Origin of the sequence: Herbidospora mongoliensis, assembly GCF_001570545.1 — a bacterium.
Lineage (GTDB): Bacteria > Actinomycetota > Actinomycetes > Streptosporangiales > Streptosporangiaceae > Herbidospora > Herbidospora mongoliensis.
Genome location: NZ_BBXD01000027.1, coordinates 68315 through 82532 on the forward strand (window position 1 = coordinate 68315; position 14218 = coordinate 82532).

14 protein-coding genes are annotated in these 14218 nt (G+C 70.0%); 3 read left to right on the plus strand and 11 right to left on the minus strand.

The genetic code is table 11. The features are described from left to right. The first annotated feature begins 9 nt into the window (after positions 1-9). Positions 10-1443 carry an LLM class flavin-dependent oxidoreductase gene (locus AW272_RS37145; protein ID WP_066375067.1) on the plus strand — a complete coding sequence of 478 codons (1434 nt, stop codon included), beginning with the start codon at positions 10-12 and terminating at the stop codon, positions 1441-1443. Here AW272_RS37145 and AW272_RS37150 read toward each other — a convergent pair. Next, positions 1380-2135, minus strand: coding sequence for a hypothetical protein (locus AW272_RS37150; RefSeq protein WP_066375069.1), 756 nt, complete (start codon positions 2133-2135; stop codon positions 1380-1382). The two genes, AW272_RS37145 and AW272_RS37150, sit on opposite strands and share 64 nt — an antisense overlap. Before the next feature lie 60 nt (positions 2136-2195). Then, positions 2196-2561 carry a VOC family protein gene (locus AW272_RS37155; protein WP_066375071.1) on the minus strand — a complete coding sequence of 122 codons (366 nt, stop codon included), beginning with the start codon at positions 2559-2561 and terminating at the stop codon, positions 2196-2198. 94 nt (positions 2562-2655) lie between these two features. Here AW272_RS37155 and AW272_RS37160 point away from each other — a divergent pair, with 94 nt between their 5' ends. Continuing rightward, positions 2656-3162, plus strand: a complete 507-nt coding sequence (locus AW272_RS37160) for a GNAT family N-acetyltransferase (protein ID WP_066375073.1) — start codon at positions 2656-2658, stop codon at positions 3160-3162. Here AW272_RS37160 and AW272_RS37165 read toward each other — a convergent pair. The 3 genes from AW272_RS37165 to AW272_RS37175 form a co-directional block, all read right to left on the minus strand. Continuing rightward, entirely contained in the window at positions 3132-4238 is a 1107-nt protein-coding gene (locus AW272_RS37165; RefSeq protein WP_157519210.1) for an MFS transporter, read from the minus strand. The two genes, AW272_RS37160 and AW272_RS37165, sit on opposite strands and share 31 nt — an antisense overlap. Before the next feature lie 359 nt (positions 4239-4597). After that, positions 4598-5299 carry an SDR family oxidoreductase gene (locus AW272_RS37170; protein WP_157519212.1) on the minus strand — a complete coding sequence of 234 codons (702 nt, stop codon included), beginning with the start codon at positions 5297-5299 and terminating at the stop codon, positions 4598-4600. 20 nt (positions 5300-5319) lie between these two features. Further along, positions 5320-6537, minus strand: a complete 1218-nt coding sequence (locus AW272_RS37175) for an acyl-CoA dehydrogenase family protein (RefSeq protein ID WP_066375077.1) — start codon at positions 6535-6537, stop codon at positions 5320-5322. 50 nt (positions 6538-6587) lie between these two features. Here AW272_RS37175 and AW272_RS37180 point away from each other — a divergent pair, with 50 nt between their 5' ends. Beyond that, entirely contained in the window at positions 6588-7217 is a 630-nt protein-coding gene (locus tag AW272_RS37180) for a TetR/AcrR family transcriptional regulator (RefSeq protein WP_066375080.1), read from the plus strand. Here AW272_RS37180 and AW272_RS37185 read toward each other — a convergent pair. From AW272_RS37185 to AW272_RS37210, 6 genes are all read right to left on the minus strand, one after another. Continuing rightward, entirely contained in the window at positions 7201-8202 is a 1002-nt protein-coding gene (locus AW272_RS37185) for a hypothetical protein (RefSeq protein ID WP_066375083.1), read from the minus strand. The genes AW272_RS37180 and AW272_RS37185 overlap by 17 nt on opposite strands. Continuing rightward, positions 8199-9398: a M48 family metalloprotease gene (locus AW272_RS37190; RefSeq protein WP_169807710.1), complete on the minus strand. Its 1200-nt coding sequence runs from the start codon at positions 9396-9398 to the stop codon at positions 8199-8201. The genes AW272_RS37185 and AW272_RS37190 overlap by 4 nt, the downstream gene beginning before the upstream one ends. Before the next feature lie 158 nt (positions 9399-9556). After that, positions 9557-10528: an acetylxylan esterase gene (locus AW272_RS37195; RefSeq protein ID WP_066375085.1), complete on the minus strand. Its 972-nt coding sequence runs from the start codon at positions 10526-10528 to the stop codon at positions 9557-9559. Positions 10529-10691: 163 nt separating this feature from the next. Continuing rightward, entirely contained in the window at positions 10692-11159 is a 468-nt protein-coding gene (locus AW272_RS37200) for a (2Fe-2S)-binding protein (protein ID WP_066375086.1), read from the minus strand. Continuing rightward, the gene (locus tag AW272_RS37205; protein ID WP_066375089.1) at positions 11156-12037 is read right to left on the minus strand and encodes an FAD binding domain-containing protein; all 882 of its coding nucleotides are present in this window, start codon (positions 12035-12037) and stop codon (positions 11156-11158) included. The genes AW272_RS37200 and AW272_RS37205 overlap by 4 nt, the downstream gene beginning before the upstream one ends. Continuing rightward, positions 12034-14208 carry a xanthine dehydrogenase family protein molybdopterin-binding subunit gene (locus AW272_RS37210; protein ID WP_218011193.1) on the minus strand — a complete coding sequence of 725 codons (2175 nt, stop codon included), beginning with the start codon at positions 14206-14208 and terminating at the stop codon, positions 12034-12036. The genes AW272_RS37205 and AW272_RS37210 overlap by 4 nt, the downstream gene beginning before the upstream one ends. Between the last annotated feature and the right edge of the window lie 10 nt (positions 14209-14218).

The following is a 14218-nucleotide window of genomic DNA, read 5'->3' on the forward strand; positions in this document are numbered from 1 at the left end:
TGGACCAACGTGGGCGATCTTGGGCATGAGCTGTGGTTCGGAGTGGGGCCGGAGCCCCGGGCGGACAGTCCGGCGTGGCTGGTGGATTTCGCCGTTCTCGCGGAGGAAGCCGGGCTCGATCTCGTCGCCCTCCAGGATCATCCTTATCAGCCTCGCCATCTGGACACGCTGACGGCCCTGGGTCAGATCGGCGCCCGTACCGAGCGGATCAGGTTGCTGCCCAATGTGGCCAATCTGCCCCTGCGGCCGCCGCAGATGCTGGCCAAGGCCGTGGCCAGCCTCGATCTCCTCACTAAGGGGCGCGTCGAGTTCGGGTTGGGCGCGGGGTTCTTCTGGGACGGCGTCGCCGCCTACGGCGGGTCCCGCCGGTCTCCCCGGGAGGCGGTGGACGCCCTCTCGGAGGCCATCGACGTCATCCGGCTGCTGTGGACGCCGGGCGAGCCCGTGAGCTACGACGGCGACCACTACCGGCTGGACGCCGCCCCGACGGGGCCGTTTCCGGCGCATCCGGTGGGGATCTGGGTAGGGGCGTACAAGCCCAGACTGCTCGAAGTCACCGGGGCCAAGGCCGACGGGTGGATTCCGTCGAAGGGCTATGTCTCCCGGGAGGAGCTCCCCAAGCTGAGCCGGATCGTCGACGAGGCCGCCGGTGGGCGCGCCGTCACCAAGGCGTTCAACATCAGTGGGAGTTTCGACCCGAGAGGCACCGGGTGGTTCGAGGGGCCGCCGGAGCTGTGGGCCGAGCAGCTCGCCGAGCTGGTGCTCGACCTCGGGATGAGCGTTTTCGTTCTCGGTACGTCCGACGAACGCCAGCTCAAGATCTTCGCCGCCGAGGTGGCGCCGAAGGTGCGCGAGCTCGTCGCGGCCGAACGTCCGGCAGCGGCTTCCACGATCACGACGCTCATCGACGACGCCTCCCGGCCTCGGCTGCCCAAGCGGGACCCTGCCCAGCTCTCGCGCCGGCAGCGGGAGATCGGCAACCGGCTCGTGCTGATCCACAACCACCTCCGGCAGGAGCTGGCCCGCATCGGGGAGGCCGTGGGGCAGGTCGCGGAGGGGCGGGCCGAGGCGGCGATGGTGCGGTCGATGATCAACGATCTGACCATGCGGCAGAACTACTGGACCCTGGGCAGCTTCTGCGCCTCCTACTGCCGGGTCCTGACCGCCCACCACTCGATCGAGGACGCGCACATGTTCCCCGGCCTGGTGGCGGCGCAGGCCTCGCTCGCGCCGGTGATCCAGCGGCTGGAGGAGGAGCACGAGGTCATCGCGGACATCCTCACCGGGCTCGACTCCGCCCTGGTGGCGATGGTGGAGGATCCGTCGGGGCTCGACGTGGTGCGCCGCCAGGTCACGACGCTGACGGAGGCGCTGCTGTCTCACCTGGCATACGAGGAGGAGGAACTGGTCGAGCCGCTGTCGAGACTGGAACTCGACGTCTGACCCGTCGCCCACGCCGCCAGCAGCACCAGTGCCACCACCACCAGCACGACCGCGCCCGCCCGCTGCCAAGCCAGTCCGAGCCCGCGTGCGGGCCGGGCGATCCGGGCCAGCATCTCCTCCCGCATCCCCGGCAGGAGAACAGGGACCAGCGCGGGGAGGTAGGGCCGCACCGCCTCCTCGGCTGTCTTCTCGCACGCCTCACACGCCCGCACGTGCCGATCGACGGCCAGCCGCACGGACCGTGTCAGCACGAATCCGTCCCATCCGTCCACGGAGAGGCAGTCCGGCGTCTCCCGGGCCAGGACGAGGAGGCGGAACCCGCCGGTCACCGTCAGGCGCAGGTCGCGCAGCATCAGGCCGGCCCGGGGCAGGTCCACGCAGAAGGCCTCGGCGATGTCCCGGCGGTCGGCGCCGCGGCGGATGACCATGTCGTAGAGCCGCCGATCTCTGGACGGCAACCCGGCGGCCACCTGGTCGAGGAGACGGCGGACCTGATCGTCGGAAGGGCCCCGCAGCGGCGCGCAGCCCTCGTGGTCGGACCACGGCGCCCAGGGCGCGTGGTCGTGGTAGGCGGCGATCAGGCTCTCGTGGAGGTCCTCGATGTCCACCTGGCCGCAGCGGCATGCGGCGATCCCCCGGACCTGCCGGTCGTAGATCGCGGTGAACGCGCGCTCGCGCGGGGATCGGTCCATCCCCACCAGGGTGGCCCCGGTCGACCAGGGGTTTCCGTTTCCGTACGAATCTTTCCGGCCTCAGCCGTCTTGGAGGACCGACAGGATGTTCCCGGCCGGGTCGGTGAACCAGGCGATCAACGGGCCGCCCTTGCGGAAGATCCCCTTCTCGTCGGTTCCGCCGTACACGAGGAACTCCACGCCCCGCCGGCGCAGTTCGTCGACGGCGGCCTCGATGTCGTCGACGGGGAAGTTGAGCACGGTGAACTCGGCCGGGACATGGTTGGGTTTCGGGTAGACCAGGATGTCGTGGCCGTCGGCGATGTGCAGGCGCAGCATGCCGTTGCTCTCCGAGACGCGCAGGCCGAGGATCTCCTCGTAGAACTTCCTGGCGGCGTCGGTGTCGACCACGGAGAACCCGCTGAAAGCCCGGGTGTTCTCGAACATGTGGCCCCCTCCAGTTCGGTACGGGTCGGGTTTCCACCCTAACCCCGGTGCGAAAAGAGGAAGATTGCGTCATACGCGCATGAAAGGAGTCCCCATGGAGGTCACACTTCGCCCGGTCCGGGCCAAGGATCTCGATCTCTTCGAGCGGGAACGCGCCGACCGGGAGGGCACCGGCCAATACCAATGGTTCGGGCACCGGCCGCCGCAGCCGTTCCACCGCGAATACGCCGAGAACGGGTTCCTCGGCGCCGACTCGGGCCGTCTCACCATCGAGGGCGACGGCGTCCCGGTCGGGTGGGTGACGTGGTGGATGAACTCGTGGGGGCCCGATCTGACCTCGTGGTGCTGGTCGACGGGGATCTGCGTGTTCTCCGGCTACCGCGGCAAGGGCATCGGCACGCAGGCGCAGGTCCAGCTCGCCACCTACCTGTTCGCGCACACCCGCGCCGAGCGCGTCCAGTCGTTCACCGACGCCGAGAACGTCGCCGAGCAGCGGGCGCTGGAGAAGGCCGGGTTCGTCCGCGAGGGCGTGCTGCGCCGGGCGCAGTGGCGTGAGGGGGCCTGGCACGATCAGGTGCTCTTCTCGGCACTGCGGCCCTGAAAGGCTCCGATGATCGTGTACGGCACCGCGAGCACGACGAACAGCACCCACGACGGCGCCAGCTCCGACCCGAGACCGTAGAAGGCGAAGGTCAGCACCGCCATGACCTCGGTGCCCAGCCCGGACATCGAGGTCACGGTCGCGCGTGAGCGGTCGGACAGGCCGTCCTGCAGCCGGGCGTCGGCCGCGGTGATCGCCCACTGGATGATCCCGAAGGCGGCGGCGACGAACACGAACCCCCACGGGCTGCGGACGGCCGCGCCGGCGATCAGGAACAGGCCGCCGGCGGCCGTGATCGGGCCCGTCCACCTGAGCCCGCGTCCGGCCAGGAAGCCGCCGACGGCGAACCCGGCCGAGACGAGCACCATCAGCGGCGGGACCGTCTCGTCGCCCACGCCGGTGCCCTGGGCGAGCAGCGGCAGATACTCGTCGAACGCCGACAGCCCGGTCACGGCCGAGACCAGAATCAGCCGTCTCAGCAGCTTCTTCGAGCCTCTGACCTCGCGGAACCCCGCTTTCAGGACGTCGAGGTAGCCGTCGTCCTCGTCGGGGTCCTCCCGGGTTTCCGGGAGCGTGCGGGCGATCAGGGAGGCGGCGACGAGGGTGGCCATGGAGGCGACGCCGACGGCCTGGTAGCCGCCCCAGGCCATGGCCGGGCCCGCGATCGCGCTGGCGATCATCATGGCGGTGGTGCCGATGGCCTCGGCGCGGCCGGTGACGCGGGGATAGGCGTCGGAGGCGTCGAGGCGGGCCAGTTCCTCGTAGACGAGGGCTTCCGACGTGCCCGAACTGATCGCGGTCGCCACGCCCCAGAGCACGAACCCGGCCACGAACGACCAGTAGCCCGGCAGGAACGTCCACAGGCCGAAGCCGGTGGCTGTGAGCAGGGGTGACAGCACCAGGAGGCGACGGCGGGAGAACGCGTCGGCCCAGGCTCCTGACGGGATCTCCAACAGGAACGAGGTCAGCGACCAGATGACGAAGAGCGTGGAGATCTGGCCCGCTGAAAGCCCGTTGTCGGCGAAGAGAAGCGCGTACACGGGATAGAGGAGAACGAACTCCTCGAAGAACACCATGGCGTAGAGACGCCGGGCGAATCGGGACTCAGGTGAAGATCAATGTCGCCAGTTCATGGCCACACCATAACGGACCCCCACGAACCGGCGCGCGTTGTTTTTTCGCGCGCCGCCGAAGGCTGATGCCCGCTCCACATTTCCGCGCCGCTGGTGGATTCTTTCTTTCCGTTACGGCTCCGCCTGGCCGGCACCGCCCGCCGCCCCACTACTCGCCGCATCCGGCGCCAACCGGTCGCAGCGGGTTCACCCCCGTGACGTCGCGGAGCGCGGCGGAAGCGGATGACCGGCGCCGGATACGGCGCGGGGCGGAGACGGCGGGCGGGGCCAGGGTGGGCGGAGCCGTAACGGAAGAAGGATTTTCAGGGTTTCGGGCGGGGCCCCGGGGCCCGGCGGAAGGCGAAGGGTTCGGGTTCTCTGCCGGAGACGGCGAACCAGCACTCCCCCGTGCCCTCGCCGGCCAGGAGCTTTTCGAAGGCGTCGACCACGTCCTCCACATCCATGATCGGGAAGCCGCCCGCTTCGAGCATCACCCGGCTGTCGCCGAGGATCGCGGTGTCGGCGAAGGACGGGCAGAGGGCCTGGACCCTGATGTTGTCCGGCTCCAGGGACACGCCCAGCGAGCGGACCAGGCCGACGACCGCGTGTTTGTTGGCGGCGTAGATCGGGTCGAGGGGGATGCCGACGATGCCGGCCATCGAGGCGGTCGCGACGATGGTGCCGCCGCCGGAGGCCTTCAGCGCCGGGATGGCCGCGTGGGCGCCGAAGATGACGCCGTCGAGGTTGACTCCCATCGCGCGGCGGTAGAGGGCCAGGTCGAAGTCGTCGCCGATGCCGCAGCCCGAGGCCACGCCCGCGTTGAGGAAGGCCAGGTCGAGGCGGCCGTGTCTCGCCATCACGTAGTCGACGGCTCTGAGGTTGTCCTCCAGGTTCGAGACGTCGCACTTCACGTCGGCGGGGTCGGCGATATCGGCGACGACCACCGTCGTGCCGGATTCTCGGAGGCGGCGGGCGACCCCCGCGCCGATGCCGCTGCTTCCTCCGGTGACCAAAGCGACCTTCACAGTGGGATTCACAAGGGGATTCACAGGGGGAGTCCTCCCGTCGCGGCCCTGGTCGAGCCGGTGTCACGATAGGCGGCGATGGTGCGTTCGGCGATGCGCATCTGGTGGATCTCGTCGGCGCCGTCGGCGAATCTGGCCCAGCGGGCGTGCTGGAACATGCTCGCCAGAGGGGTGTCGGTCGAATAGCCGAGCGCCCCGTGGACCTGGATCGCCCGGTCGACGATGCGGTTGAGGCTGTTGGCCACGAAATGCTTGGCCATCGACACTTCGGTGCGGAAGTCCTCGCCCTTGTCGATCTTCGAGGCGGCGTGCAGGACCATGAGTTTGCACTGGTAGAGCTCCATCGCCGAGTCGGCGATCAGCCACTGGATGCCCTGTTTGTCGGCCAGCAGCGAGCCGTGGCTGTAGCGGTTGAGTGCACGGTCGACCATCATGTCGAGCGCCGTCTCGGCCTGCGATATCCACCGCATGCAATGCGCCAGCCGCGCCGGGCCCAGGCGATATTGGCCCAGGCGGTGGCCGTTGCCTCGCCCGCCCAGGATCTGGCTCTCCGCCAGGCGCAGGTCTTCGATGACGATCTCGCTGTGTCCGGTCGAGCCGTGCATGGTCTCGACCTCGCGCACGTCGGTCCAGCCGGGGCTGGGGATGTCGACCAGGAACGCCGTGGTGGCGCCGCGCTGCCCTTCCGGGATGTCGAGTTCGGTACGGGCGATGAGGATCGCGAAGTTCGCCCGGCGCGCGTTGGAGATGAACCACTTGTGGCCGTTGACGACCCATTCGTCGCCGTCCTGTACGGCTGTGGTCCGGATCAGCGTGGGGTCGGAGCCGGCCACCTCGGGTTCGGTCATCGCGAAGCACGACATGGCCCGGCCCTGGAGCAGCGGCTTGAGGTATTTCTCCTTCTGGTCCTCGTTCGCCCAGTGGTGCAGCGTGTGCATGTTGCCCTCGTCGGGGGCCTGGCAGTTGAGCACCCACGGGCCGAGCCGCGTCTTGGCCGCCTCCGACTGGACCATCGCCAGCGCGACGTGGCCGAGGCCCATGCCGCCGACGTCCTTCGGCATGTGGGGCAGCCACAGTCCTTCGGCCTTGGCCTTCTCGCGCAGGGCGAAGATCGTGCGGAGGTATTCGTCGCGCGGCAGGCCCTCGGTCGTCGCCGGGACGATGACGTCCTGGACGAACGCGCGGACCCGGCGGCGGATCTCCTCGTGCTCGGGATCGAGCGTGAAGTCGATGGCCATACGCATTACATTAATGCGGTCGCCTTAATTCTGAAAGAAGGAGCCGTGCCGTGGTCGCCGATGGCCGCCTTCGTCTCGTCCTGGCCGCCGAGAAGCTGTTCGCCGACCGGGGCATCGACGCGGTGTCGCTGCGGGAGATCAACGCCGCCGCCGGGCAGCGGAACGCGTCGGCGCTGCAGTATCACTTCGGTGATCGCGAAGGGCTGCTGAAGGCCGTGATGGCGCGGCACCTGCCGTCGGTGGAGGCCGCTCGCCACGAGTTGCTGGACGCCTTCGAGGCGGCGCCGCCTTCGGAGCCGCTACGGCCGCTGGCGGGGGCGTTCGTGCGGCCGCTCGCGGCGAAGCTGGCCGATGAGGAGGGCCGGCGGTATCTGCTGCTGCTGGATCAGGTGGTGCGCCGGGCTTCGCCTGGCGTTCTGAAGGCTTCCATTCATGAGCCGACGAGTGTCAATCGGTGGCGGGAGATCGTGGGGCCCCTGCTGCCCGAGATCGCCGTGACGCGACTGCATCGGCGGTTCACGGCGATCCGGGTGACGTACACGGAACTGGCCCGCAGGGCCGAAACGGGCTCGCGGGACGAGCGGCTCTTCACCAGCCACCTGGTCGACGTCGTCGCGTCGGTGCTGGCGACGCCGGTGTCCGAGGAGACAGCGGCCCTGCTGGTCACGCGACCGGGATGAAGACGATCTCCTTTCCGTCGGCGATGACCTGGCCCGACTGCGAGAAGGTGACGCTCTCGGTGAACGGCTGCGCGGTGTCGTAGAACCCATATGACCGGGTTCCGGAGATCGCCACCTCGCCCTCCTCGATGGTCTGCACGACGACGGAGCCCGTCTCGTCCTGCACCACGTTGTAGAGGGGATATTTGACGATCCGCCAATCGAGATCGTTGAGCGAGTAGTAGCCGGTCGAGTAGGCGAAGGGGCAGCCCGCCGGAGCCGCCTCGGCGCTCTTGGCGCAGGCGTCGAGATGGCCGCGCAGCTGCTTCCCCACCGCGGTCCACGCAGCCTCCTGGACCTGCGGGCTCAGGGTCGCCGTCGACGGGAGGCCGCCGGCGCCCGCGAAGACCGTCACCGGATCGAGCCGCCAGATCGGGTGGACAGGCAGGGTGACCTCATATCCGCCGGGATAGGCGCCGAAGACGAGCGCCCGGCGTCCCGGCACCGTCGATCCGCCCACCGTGACGGAGTCGACCGCCCCGGCGTCGACGTCGAGCTGGGACACGGCGCCACCCGTGATCAGCCAGCCGTGGAAGAGACCGGCGGTGGCCTGCTCGTTCCTGACGAGGGTCAGCAGGATCTCCTGTTCGCTCCCGCGAATCGTGTACGCCGCCGCCACCGTCGCCCGGTTCTCGTCGATCACGGCGTCGACGACGCGGACCGACTCCGGCGGTGTGTACGCCTTCCCCACCATGGCCGCCATCCCGTCGTCCGCCGTGGTGGACTCGACGACGAAGGCGGCCGCCGCCACGGGATCGCGCCCGGCGAGCCCGGCGAAGAACGAGCGCACGGTCTCCTCGGGCCCGAAGACCTGCCGTTCCACGATCTTGAGGACCGCCACGGTCAGGCACAGGGCCAGGAAGACGGCCACACCGACCATGAACGACCGCCGGCGTCCGGGGACGTGACGGACGAAGATGTCGGGCTGGGCGAGATCGGTCGTCATGGCCGGACCACCGGCTCGAACGGGGCGAAGTCGTCTTCCGGGAGCGGGTAGTCGCGGCCGGGTTCCTCGATGCGTTCGAGCCGGAACTCGTTGGGCGGATGCGAGGCGCGCATCGCCTCGACCCAGCCGTTCCGGCCGCCTTCGAACGACCGGCGGAACCGGGTCAGGATCCGCCGCATGCCGCCCCGGTATCCGGCGAGCACCGCCCCCTGGTCGGCGCGGTATTCGGCCCGCCGCGAGTCGGCCGCCTGCATGGGCACCACCAGATGGCGGACCGTCACGAACACCGGCCAGAACACCGTCCACACGAGGAAGCGCAGCACGGGGCTCTTCGCCTGGGCCAGCAGCCGGCCGCCCACCGCCTGGACGAGATAGAGCGGGAACGCGACCCCGCGGATGAATGCCCCGGAAACCGGATCGCCGTTGCGCCAGTGGACCAGTTCATGGGTCAGCACGGCTGCGATCGCGTCGCGGTTGTAGTCGAATTCCTCAAGGAATCCCCGATTGATCACGATATGCCGGGTATATGCGAAGGCGTTCGGTTCGCCGGAATCGTCCACGAGCAATATCGGATGATTGGCTAGTTTCAGCCGTGCGGCGGCTTCCGCGATCAGCGGAAACAGCAGATCCGCCTCTCGGCGGCTGAGTCTTCTCGCGCCGGTCAGAATAAGGATTCGGTGTTCGAATATCGTCCGGTAAAGCGTGTAGAGAAGACCGGCCATGACGCCCAGCGCCGTGGTGCCGAGCACGGCCGCCGCTCCGTCGAGGAAGCCGTCCTGGAACGGCCCCAGGAACACGGCGACGAGCCCGTAGGTGAACCCGATGATCGCCCCGGCGATCGCGCCCAGCAGCGTCGCCCCCACGCCACCGCCCTTCACCAGCCAGCCCTGCAGCGCGTCGCCCAGAACCGGCGCGTCGAGCAGCAGCGCGGGCAGCGCCGCGTCACCGGTGACCGCCGTGTACGCGAACGCGCCCAGGCCGCCGACGATCGCCAGCGTGACCGAGAATCCCAGCGCGGCCGGAAGGAACAGCCAGGCGGCGACGAGCGCGGTCACCGTTCCGCGCGGATTGCGGAGAATACAGGTTTCCAGCCACATTAGTGGAATGGGGAATTCGGCGGGCCACCCGGGAGCGAGCCTGGCCAGCAGAGACGGCCGTATCTCGACGGGATCGGCCACCGCACTTTCAACGTTCACGAGCCACTCTCGCATTCACCGTAAACCCCGAGCGAATGGACAGTATGTCGCTAGTTTGCGATTAATCCGTATTAGCCGGACAAATAACTGGAGTCCCAGGTTAAAAGGCCCGCTCGACCGGCTCCTCTTCACCGGAGCCGGTCGCCATCGAGTAGCTGCTAACCGCCGATCCAGGCCTTCAGCCAGGCCTGCTGGACCGGAAGGTGCGCCTCGGCGCCGCCTTCGTGGTTGTTGAACTCGTACTCCTCCATGTGCTTGGCCGCGCCTGCGTAGGCGTTGTAGGCGCCGTAGACGGTCGAGGGCAGGCAGATCTCGTCCATCAGCCCGACCGAGAACAGCGCAGGGGCGGCGGCCCGCCGGGCGAAGTTGACGCCGTCGAAGTAGGACAGGGTGCGCTCGACCCGCGCCACCTCCGACCGGTGGACCTTCAGATAACGGGAGATCTCCGTGTAAGGATCTTTGGGGGTCAGCCGGATCGAACGCGGGAAGTCGCAGAGGAACGGCACCTCGGGCATGGCCGCCACCACGTCGGGGAGCAGCCCCGACACCGCCAGGGTGATGCCGCCGCCCTGGCTGCCGCCGGTGACCGCGACCTTGGCCCGGTCGACGAGCGGGTGCTGCCTGACGGTCTCGACGGCCCGCACCGCGTCGCTGAACACGCGGCGGTAGTAATAGGTCGCCGGGTCGCCGATGCCCCGGGTCATGTAGCCCGGATGCGCGGGCGCCGAGCCTTCGGGGTCGGGCGTCTCGCCCACGGACCACCCGCTGCCCTGGCCACGGGTGTCCATGACGAGGTAGGCGTAACCGGCGCTCGGCCAGTAGAGCCACTGGTGCGGCAGGCCCCGGCCGCCGCCGTAGCCCTGATACTGCACGACACAAGGGAGCGGGCCCTCGGCGTTCGCCGGGACCAGGAACCACGCGCGGACCGGCTGCCCGGCCCAGCCTTGGAAGACCACGTCGTAGACGTCGACCGTGACCAGCCCGGTGACGACGGGCGAGAAGACCGGGGCGAGCTCATGGGAACGGGTCTCGGACAGCGTCGCGGCCCAGAAGTCGTCGAAGTCGTCGGGCTCCGAGACGGAGGAGACGTAGTGGCGCAGGTCGGGCAGCGGAAGATCTGAGTAGGGCATACAGCCCATCATCTTGGACGTCCCGCAGCACTGGCGATCAGCCCGCAGCGAAGCCTGAAATTTCAGAGACGGAGGCGCCGTTCACCGAGTCCGGCGCGCCTCGTCGTCGATACGCACCTCGCGCATGTACGGGGACCGCACGAGCGAGAATGGACAGTGCTGATCATTCGCCTCGGGCGGCTCGCATGATCGCGCGTTGGATGGGTTCGTAGCCCGTGCACCGGCAGAGGTTCGAGCGGACCAGATCGGCCACGCGCTCCGGGTGGTCGCCGATCGAGGGGTCGTTCTCCAGGGCCCCTGCGGCCATCATGAGGAATCCCGGGGTGCAGAAGCCGCACTGCAGAGCGCGTTCGGCGCTGAAGGCGCGTTGCAGCGGGTGCGGTTCGCCGTCGCGGCCCGCCAGGCCTTCGACGGTGTGGATGGGGTGGCCGTCGCACTGGACGGCCAGCATCAGGCACGACCGCACCGCCTCGCCGTCGACCAGCACTGTGCACGCGCCGCAGACGCCCTGTTCGCAGCCCAGGTGGGTGCCGGTCAGGGCGCAGTCGTCGCGCAGGACGTCGGCCAGGACGCGGCGGGGTTCGACGTCGAGCGGGTAGTCATCGCCGTTGACCGTCAGGGTGATCTTCATCGGATCGCGGCCTCTCTCAGTGTTCGGGCGACCAGGACGGCGATGACGTGGCGGCGGTACTCCACGTCGGCGTGGGGCTCGGGCACGGGGGCCGCGTCCTGGTCGGCGGCGGTGCGGCCGGCGCGGGTGAAGGGGTGGTCGGCGGGGACGCGGGGGCCTCCCGGGCAGGCGATCTCGGCGCCGATCAGGGACTGTTCCGCCGCTTCGGCCCTGATCGGGCGGTCGGCGCAGTTGGCCAGGCCGATCCTCGCCTCGGTGACCACGCCTTCGCGGATGGTGATGGCGGCCCCCACGGCCACCTGGGCGAAGGAGAAGCCCGTTCGGCGGTGTTCCAGGAAGCCCACGCCGGTGTCGGGGCTGAGGAGGGGGAAGCGGATGACGGTGATGAGTTCGTCCGGGCGGCGGGCTGTCCGGAAGGGGCCGAGGAAGTAGTCGCGGGCCGCGATCGTGCGGGTGCCGTGGGCTGCGGCCAGGTCGATCTCGGCGTCCAGGGCCATGGCGAGGGCGCACCACTCCGAGGCGGGGTGGGCCCAGGCGAGGCTGCCGACCATGGTTCCCCGGGTGCGGATGGGCGGGTGGGCGATGTTGACGACGGCTCGGGCGAACAGGCCGCCGAGCGGGCCGGGGACGGCTTCCGGCGACTCGAAGACCTTGTGACGCACCAGCGCGCCGACCTCCACCCTTCCGTCGGCCACGTCCAGGTGGTCGAGTCCGGGGACGTGGTTGACGTCCACGACCAGGGCCGGGTCCAGGCGCTTCAGGTGCATCTCCAGGAGGAGGCTCTGGCCGCCGGCGAGCACCTGGGCTCCCTCGCCGAGCGCGGCCAGGGCCTCGGGCAGGGTGCGCGGGGCGAGGTAGTCGAAGGTGGCGGGTTTCATCGGGCTGCCCTCCAGACGATGTCGGGGGTCAGGGGCATCTGGAGCACGTCGGCGTCGGTGAGTCGCAGGGCGTCGGCCACCGCGTTGACGATGGCGGGTGGGGTGCCGATGCAGCCGGACTCCCCCGCGCCCTTCGCGCCGAGCTGGGTCCTCGGGCTGGGGGTGCTGGTCTCCCTCAGGTCGATGGGCGGGATCTCGGCGTAGGTCGGCAGGAGGTAGTCGAGGAGGCCGCCCGGCAGCTGCGGGACGCCGTCTTCGCCGAAGGGGATGTCCTCGTAAAGTGCCTGGCCCAGGCCTTGGACGGCGGAACCGAAGGCCTGGCCTCGGACCACTCCGGGGTCGATGGGGTGGCCGCAGTCGTCCACGGCGACCAGGCGCAGGACCTCTACCGTGCCCAGGTCGGGGTCGACCTCCACGACGGCGATGTGGGTGCCGAACGGGAAGGCCATGCCGGCCTCGTAGCGTTCGTCGACCCGCAGCGGGCCGGTCAGTTTCACCAGTTCGGCCAGGTCGATGGTGGAAGGTCCCTGGATGACGCCTCCGGACCACTCCGTGTCGTCCACCGGGACCTCCCACAGCGTGGCCGCCCGTTCGCGGGCGCGGTCCATGAGGAGGGTCGCCGCGTGCTGGAGGCCCGCGCCGTCGATCTGGGCCGAGCGGCTGGCGAAGGAGCCCACGCCGTCCGGGGTCGCGGTGGTGTCGCCTTCGAGCAGGTGGACGCGGACCGCGTCCACTCCCAGGGTCTCGGCGACCAGCGCGGGGAAGACCGTCTCGTGGCTCTGGCCGCTGGGGGCCGCGCCGCAGCGGGCGGTGAAGGTGCCGTCGTCGCCCGCTTCGACGCCGACGTATTCGTACAGGCCGCCGGCCTCGCCGCCGGAGCGTTCGACGTAGCAGGACAGGCCGATGCCGATGGGGCGGGCGTCCGGGTCGGCGCGGCGGCGGGTCTGTTCGGCGCGCCAGGCGTCGTAGCCGAGGGTGCGCAGGGCCAGGTCGAGGGCGGCGGCGTGGTTCGCGCTGTCGTAGTCGCGGCCGGTGGGGGTCAGGTAGGGGAAGCGGTCCGGGGGGATGAAGTTGCGGCGGCGCAGGTCCACCGGGTCGATGTTCAGGCGGCGGGCCAGGGTGTCCATCGTGCGCTCCAGCGCGCTCGCCGCCTCCGGGCGGCCCGCGCCCCGGTAGGGGTAGGTGACCATCGTGTTGGTCAGGACCGAGCGGACGGTGGCGTGGACGCGGGGCGTCAGGTAGGGGCCCGTCGCCATCCACGCGGTCTGCATGGGGAGCGCGGCCCCCAGGTGGGGGTAGGCGCCCACGTCGGCGTCGATGATCAGCTCGTACGCGAGAAGCTTTCCCGAGGCGTCGGCGGCGAGCCTGACCCGCTGGTCCTGGCCCCGGCCACGGGTGGCGACCAGCATGGACTCCCGCCGGTCCTCCACCCACCGGACCGGACGGCCGAGCCGCAGGGCCAAGGCGACGACCGCGATGTACTCGGGGAACAGGGCGCTCTTGGAGCCGAACGTGCCGCCGGTGTCCCGCACCACCACGCGGATGCGGTCGACCGGCCAGCCGAGCAGACCGGCCAGTTCCCGGCGCAGCCGGTGCGGCGCCTGGTGTCCTGACCAGATGATCAGTCCGTCGCCCTTGGGCGCGCACAGGATGGTCCGGCACTCCATCGGCGAGGGCATCAGCAGCTGCTGGCGATAGTGGCCCTCGACCACGACCGCCGCCTGGTCCCACACGGAGTCGTCGATCGGCTCCCCGGCCTCGCCGTGGAAGGCGACGTCGGCCCGGTCCGTGGTCGACACCACCGCGGGCAGTTCGTCGATCTGGAATGCGACCTCGGCGGTGCCGTCCTCGGCACGGTAGCGGTCCTCGCCCAGGACCACCGCCAAGGCCTCGCCGGGATAGCGGATCTCGTCCTTCACCAGCGCCGGCCACTCCCAGCCGTCCGCGCCCATCGAGGCGACATGCGGAAGCGGCGGCAGGTCCGGCAGGTCGGCGGCGGACCACGCCCCGACAACCCCCGGCACGTCACGGGCGGCCGTGCAGTCCACCGACCGCAGGGCGCCGTGCGCGACGGGGCTGCGGACGAAAGCGGCTTCCAGGCAATCGGGCACGCGCAGGTCGGCGACGTAGCGGCCGGTGCCGCTGAGCAGCCGTTCGTCCTCGCGTCTCAACCAACGCTCC

What these genes read in the sequence shown, in the direction of transcription:
- AW272_RS37150 (WP_066375069.1), bottom strand. Translation starts at nt 2,135, where the DNA reads ATGGACCGATCCCCGCGCGAGCGCGCGTTCACCGCGATCTACGACCGG.
- AW272_RS37155 (WP_066375071.1), bottom strand. Translation starts at nt 2,561, where the DNA reads ATGTTCGAGAACACCCGGGCTTTCAGCGGGTTCTCCGTGGTCGACACC.
- AW272_RS37160 (WP_066375073.1), top strand. Translation starts at nt 2,656, where the DNA reads ATGGAGGTCACACTTCGCCCGGTCCGGGCCAAGGATCTCGATCTCTTC.
- AW272_RS37165 (WP_157519210.1), bottom strand. Translation starts at nt 4,238, where the DNA reads ATGGTGTTCTTCGAGGAGTTCGTTCTCCTCTATCCCGTGTACGCGCTT.
- AW272_RS37175 (WP_066375077.1), bottom strand. Translation starts at nt 6,537, where the DNA reads ATGGCCATCGACTTCACGCTCGATCCCGAGCACGAGGAGATCCGCCGC.
- AW272_RS37185 (WP_066375083.1), bottom strand. Translation starts at nt 8,202, where the DNA reads ATGACGACCGATCTCGCCCAGCCCGACATCTTCGTCCGTCACGTCCCC.
- AW272_RS37195 (WP_066375085.1), bottom strand. Translation starts at nt 10,528, where the DNA reads ATGCCCTACTCAGATCTTCCGCTGCCCGACCTGCGCCACTACGTCTCC.
- AW272_RS37200 (WP_066375086.1), bottom strand. Translation starts at nt 11,159, where the DNA reads ATGAAGATCACCCTGACGGTCAACGGCGATGACTACCCGCTCGACGTC.
- AW272_RS37205 (WP_066375089.1), bottom strand. Translation starts at nt 12,037, where the DNA reads ATGAAACCCGCCACCTTCGACTACCTCGCCCCGCGCACCCTGCCCGAG.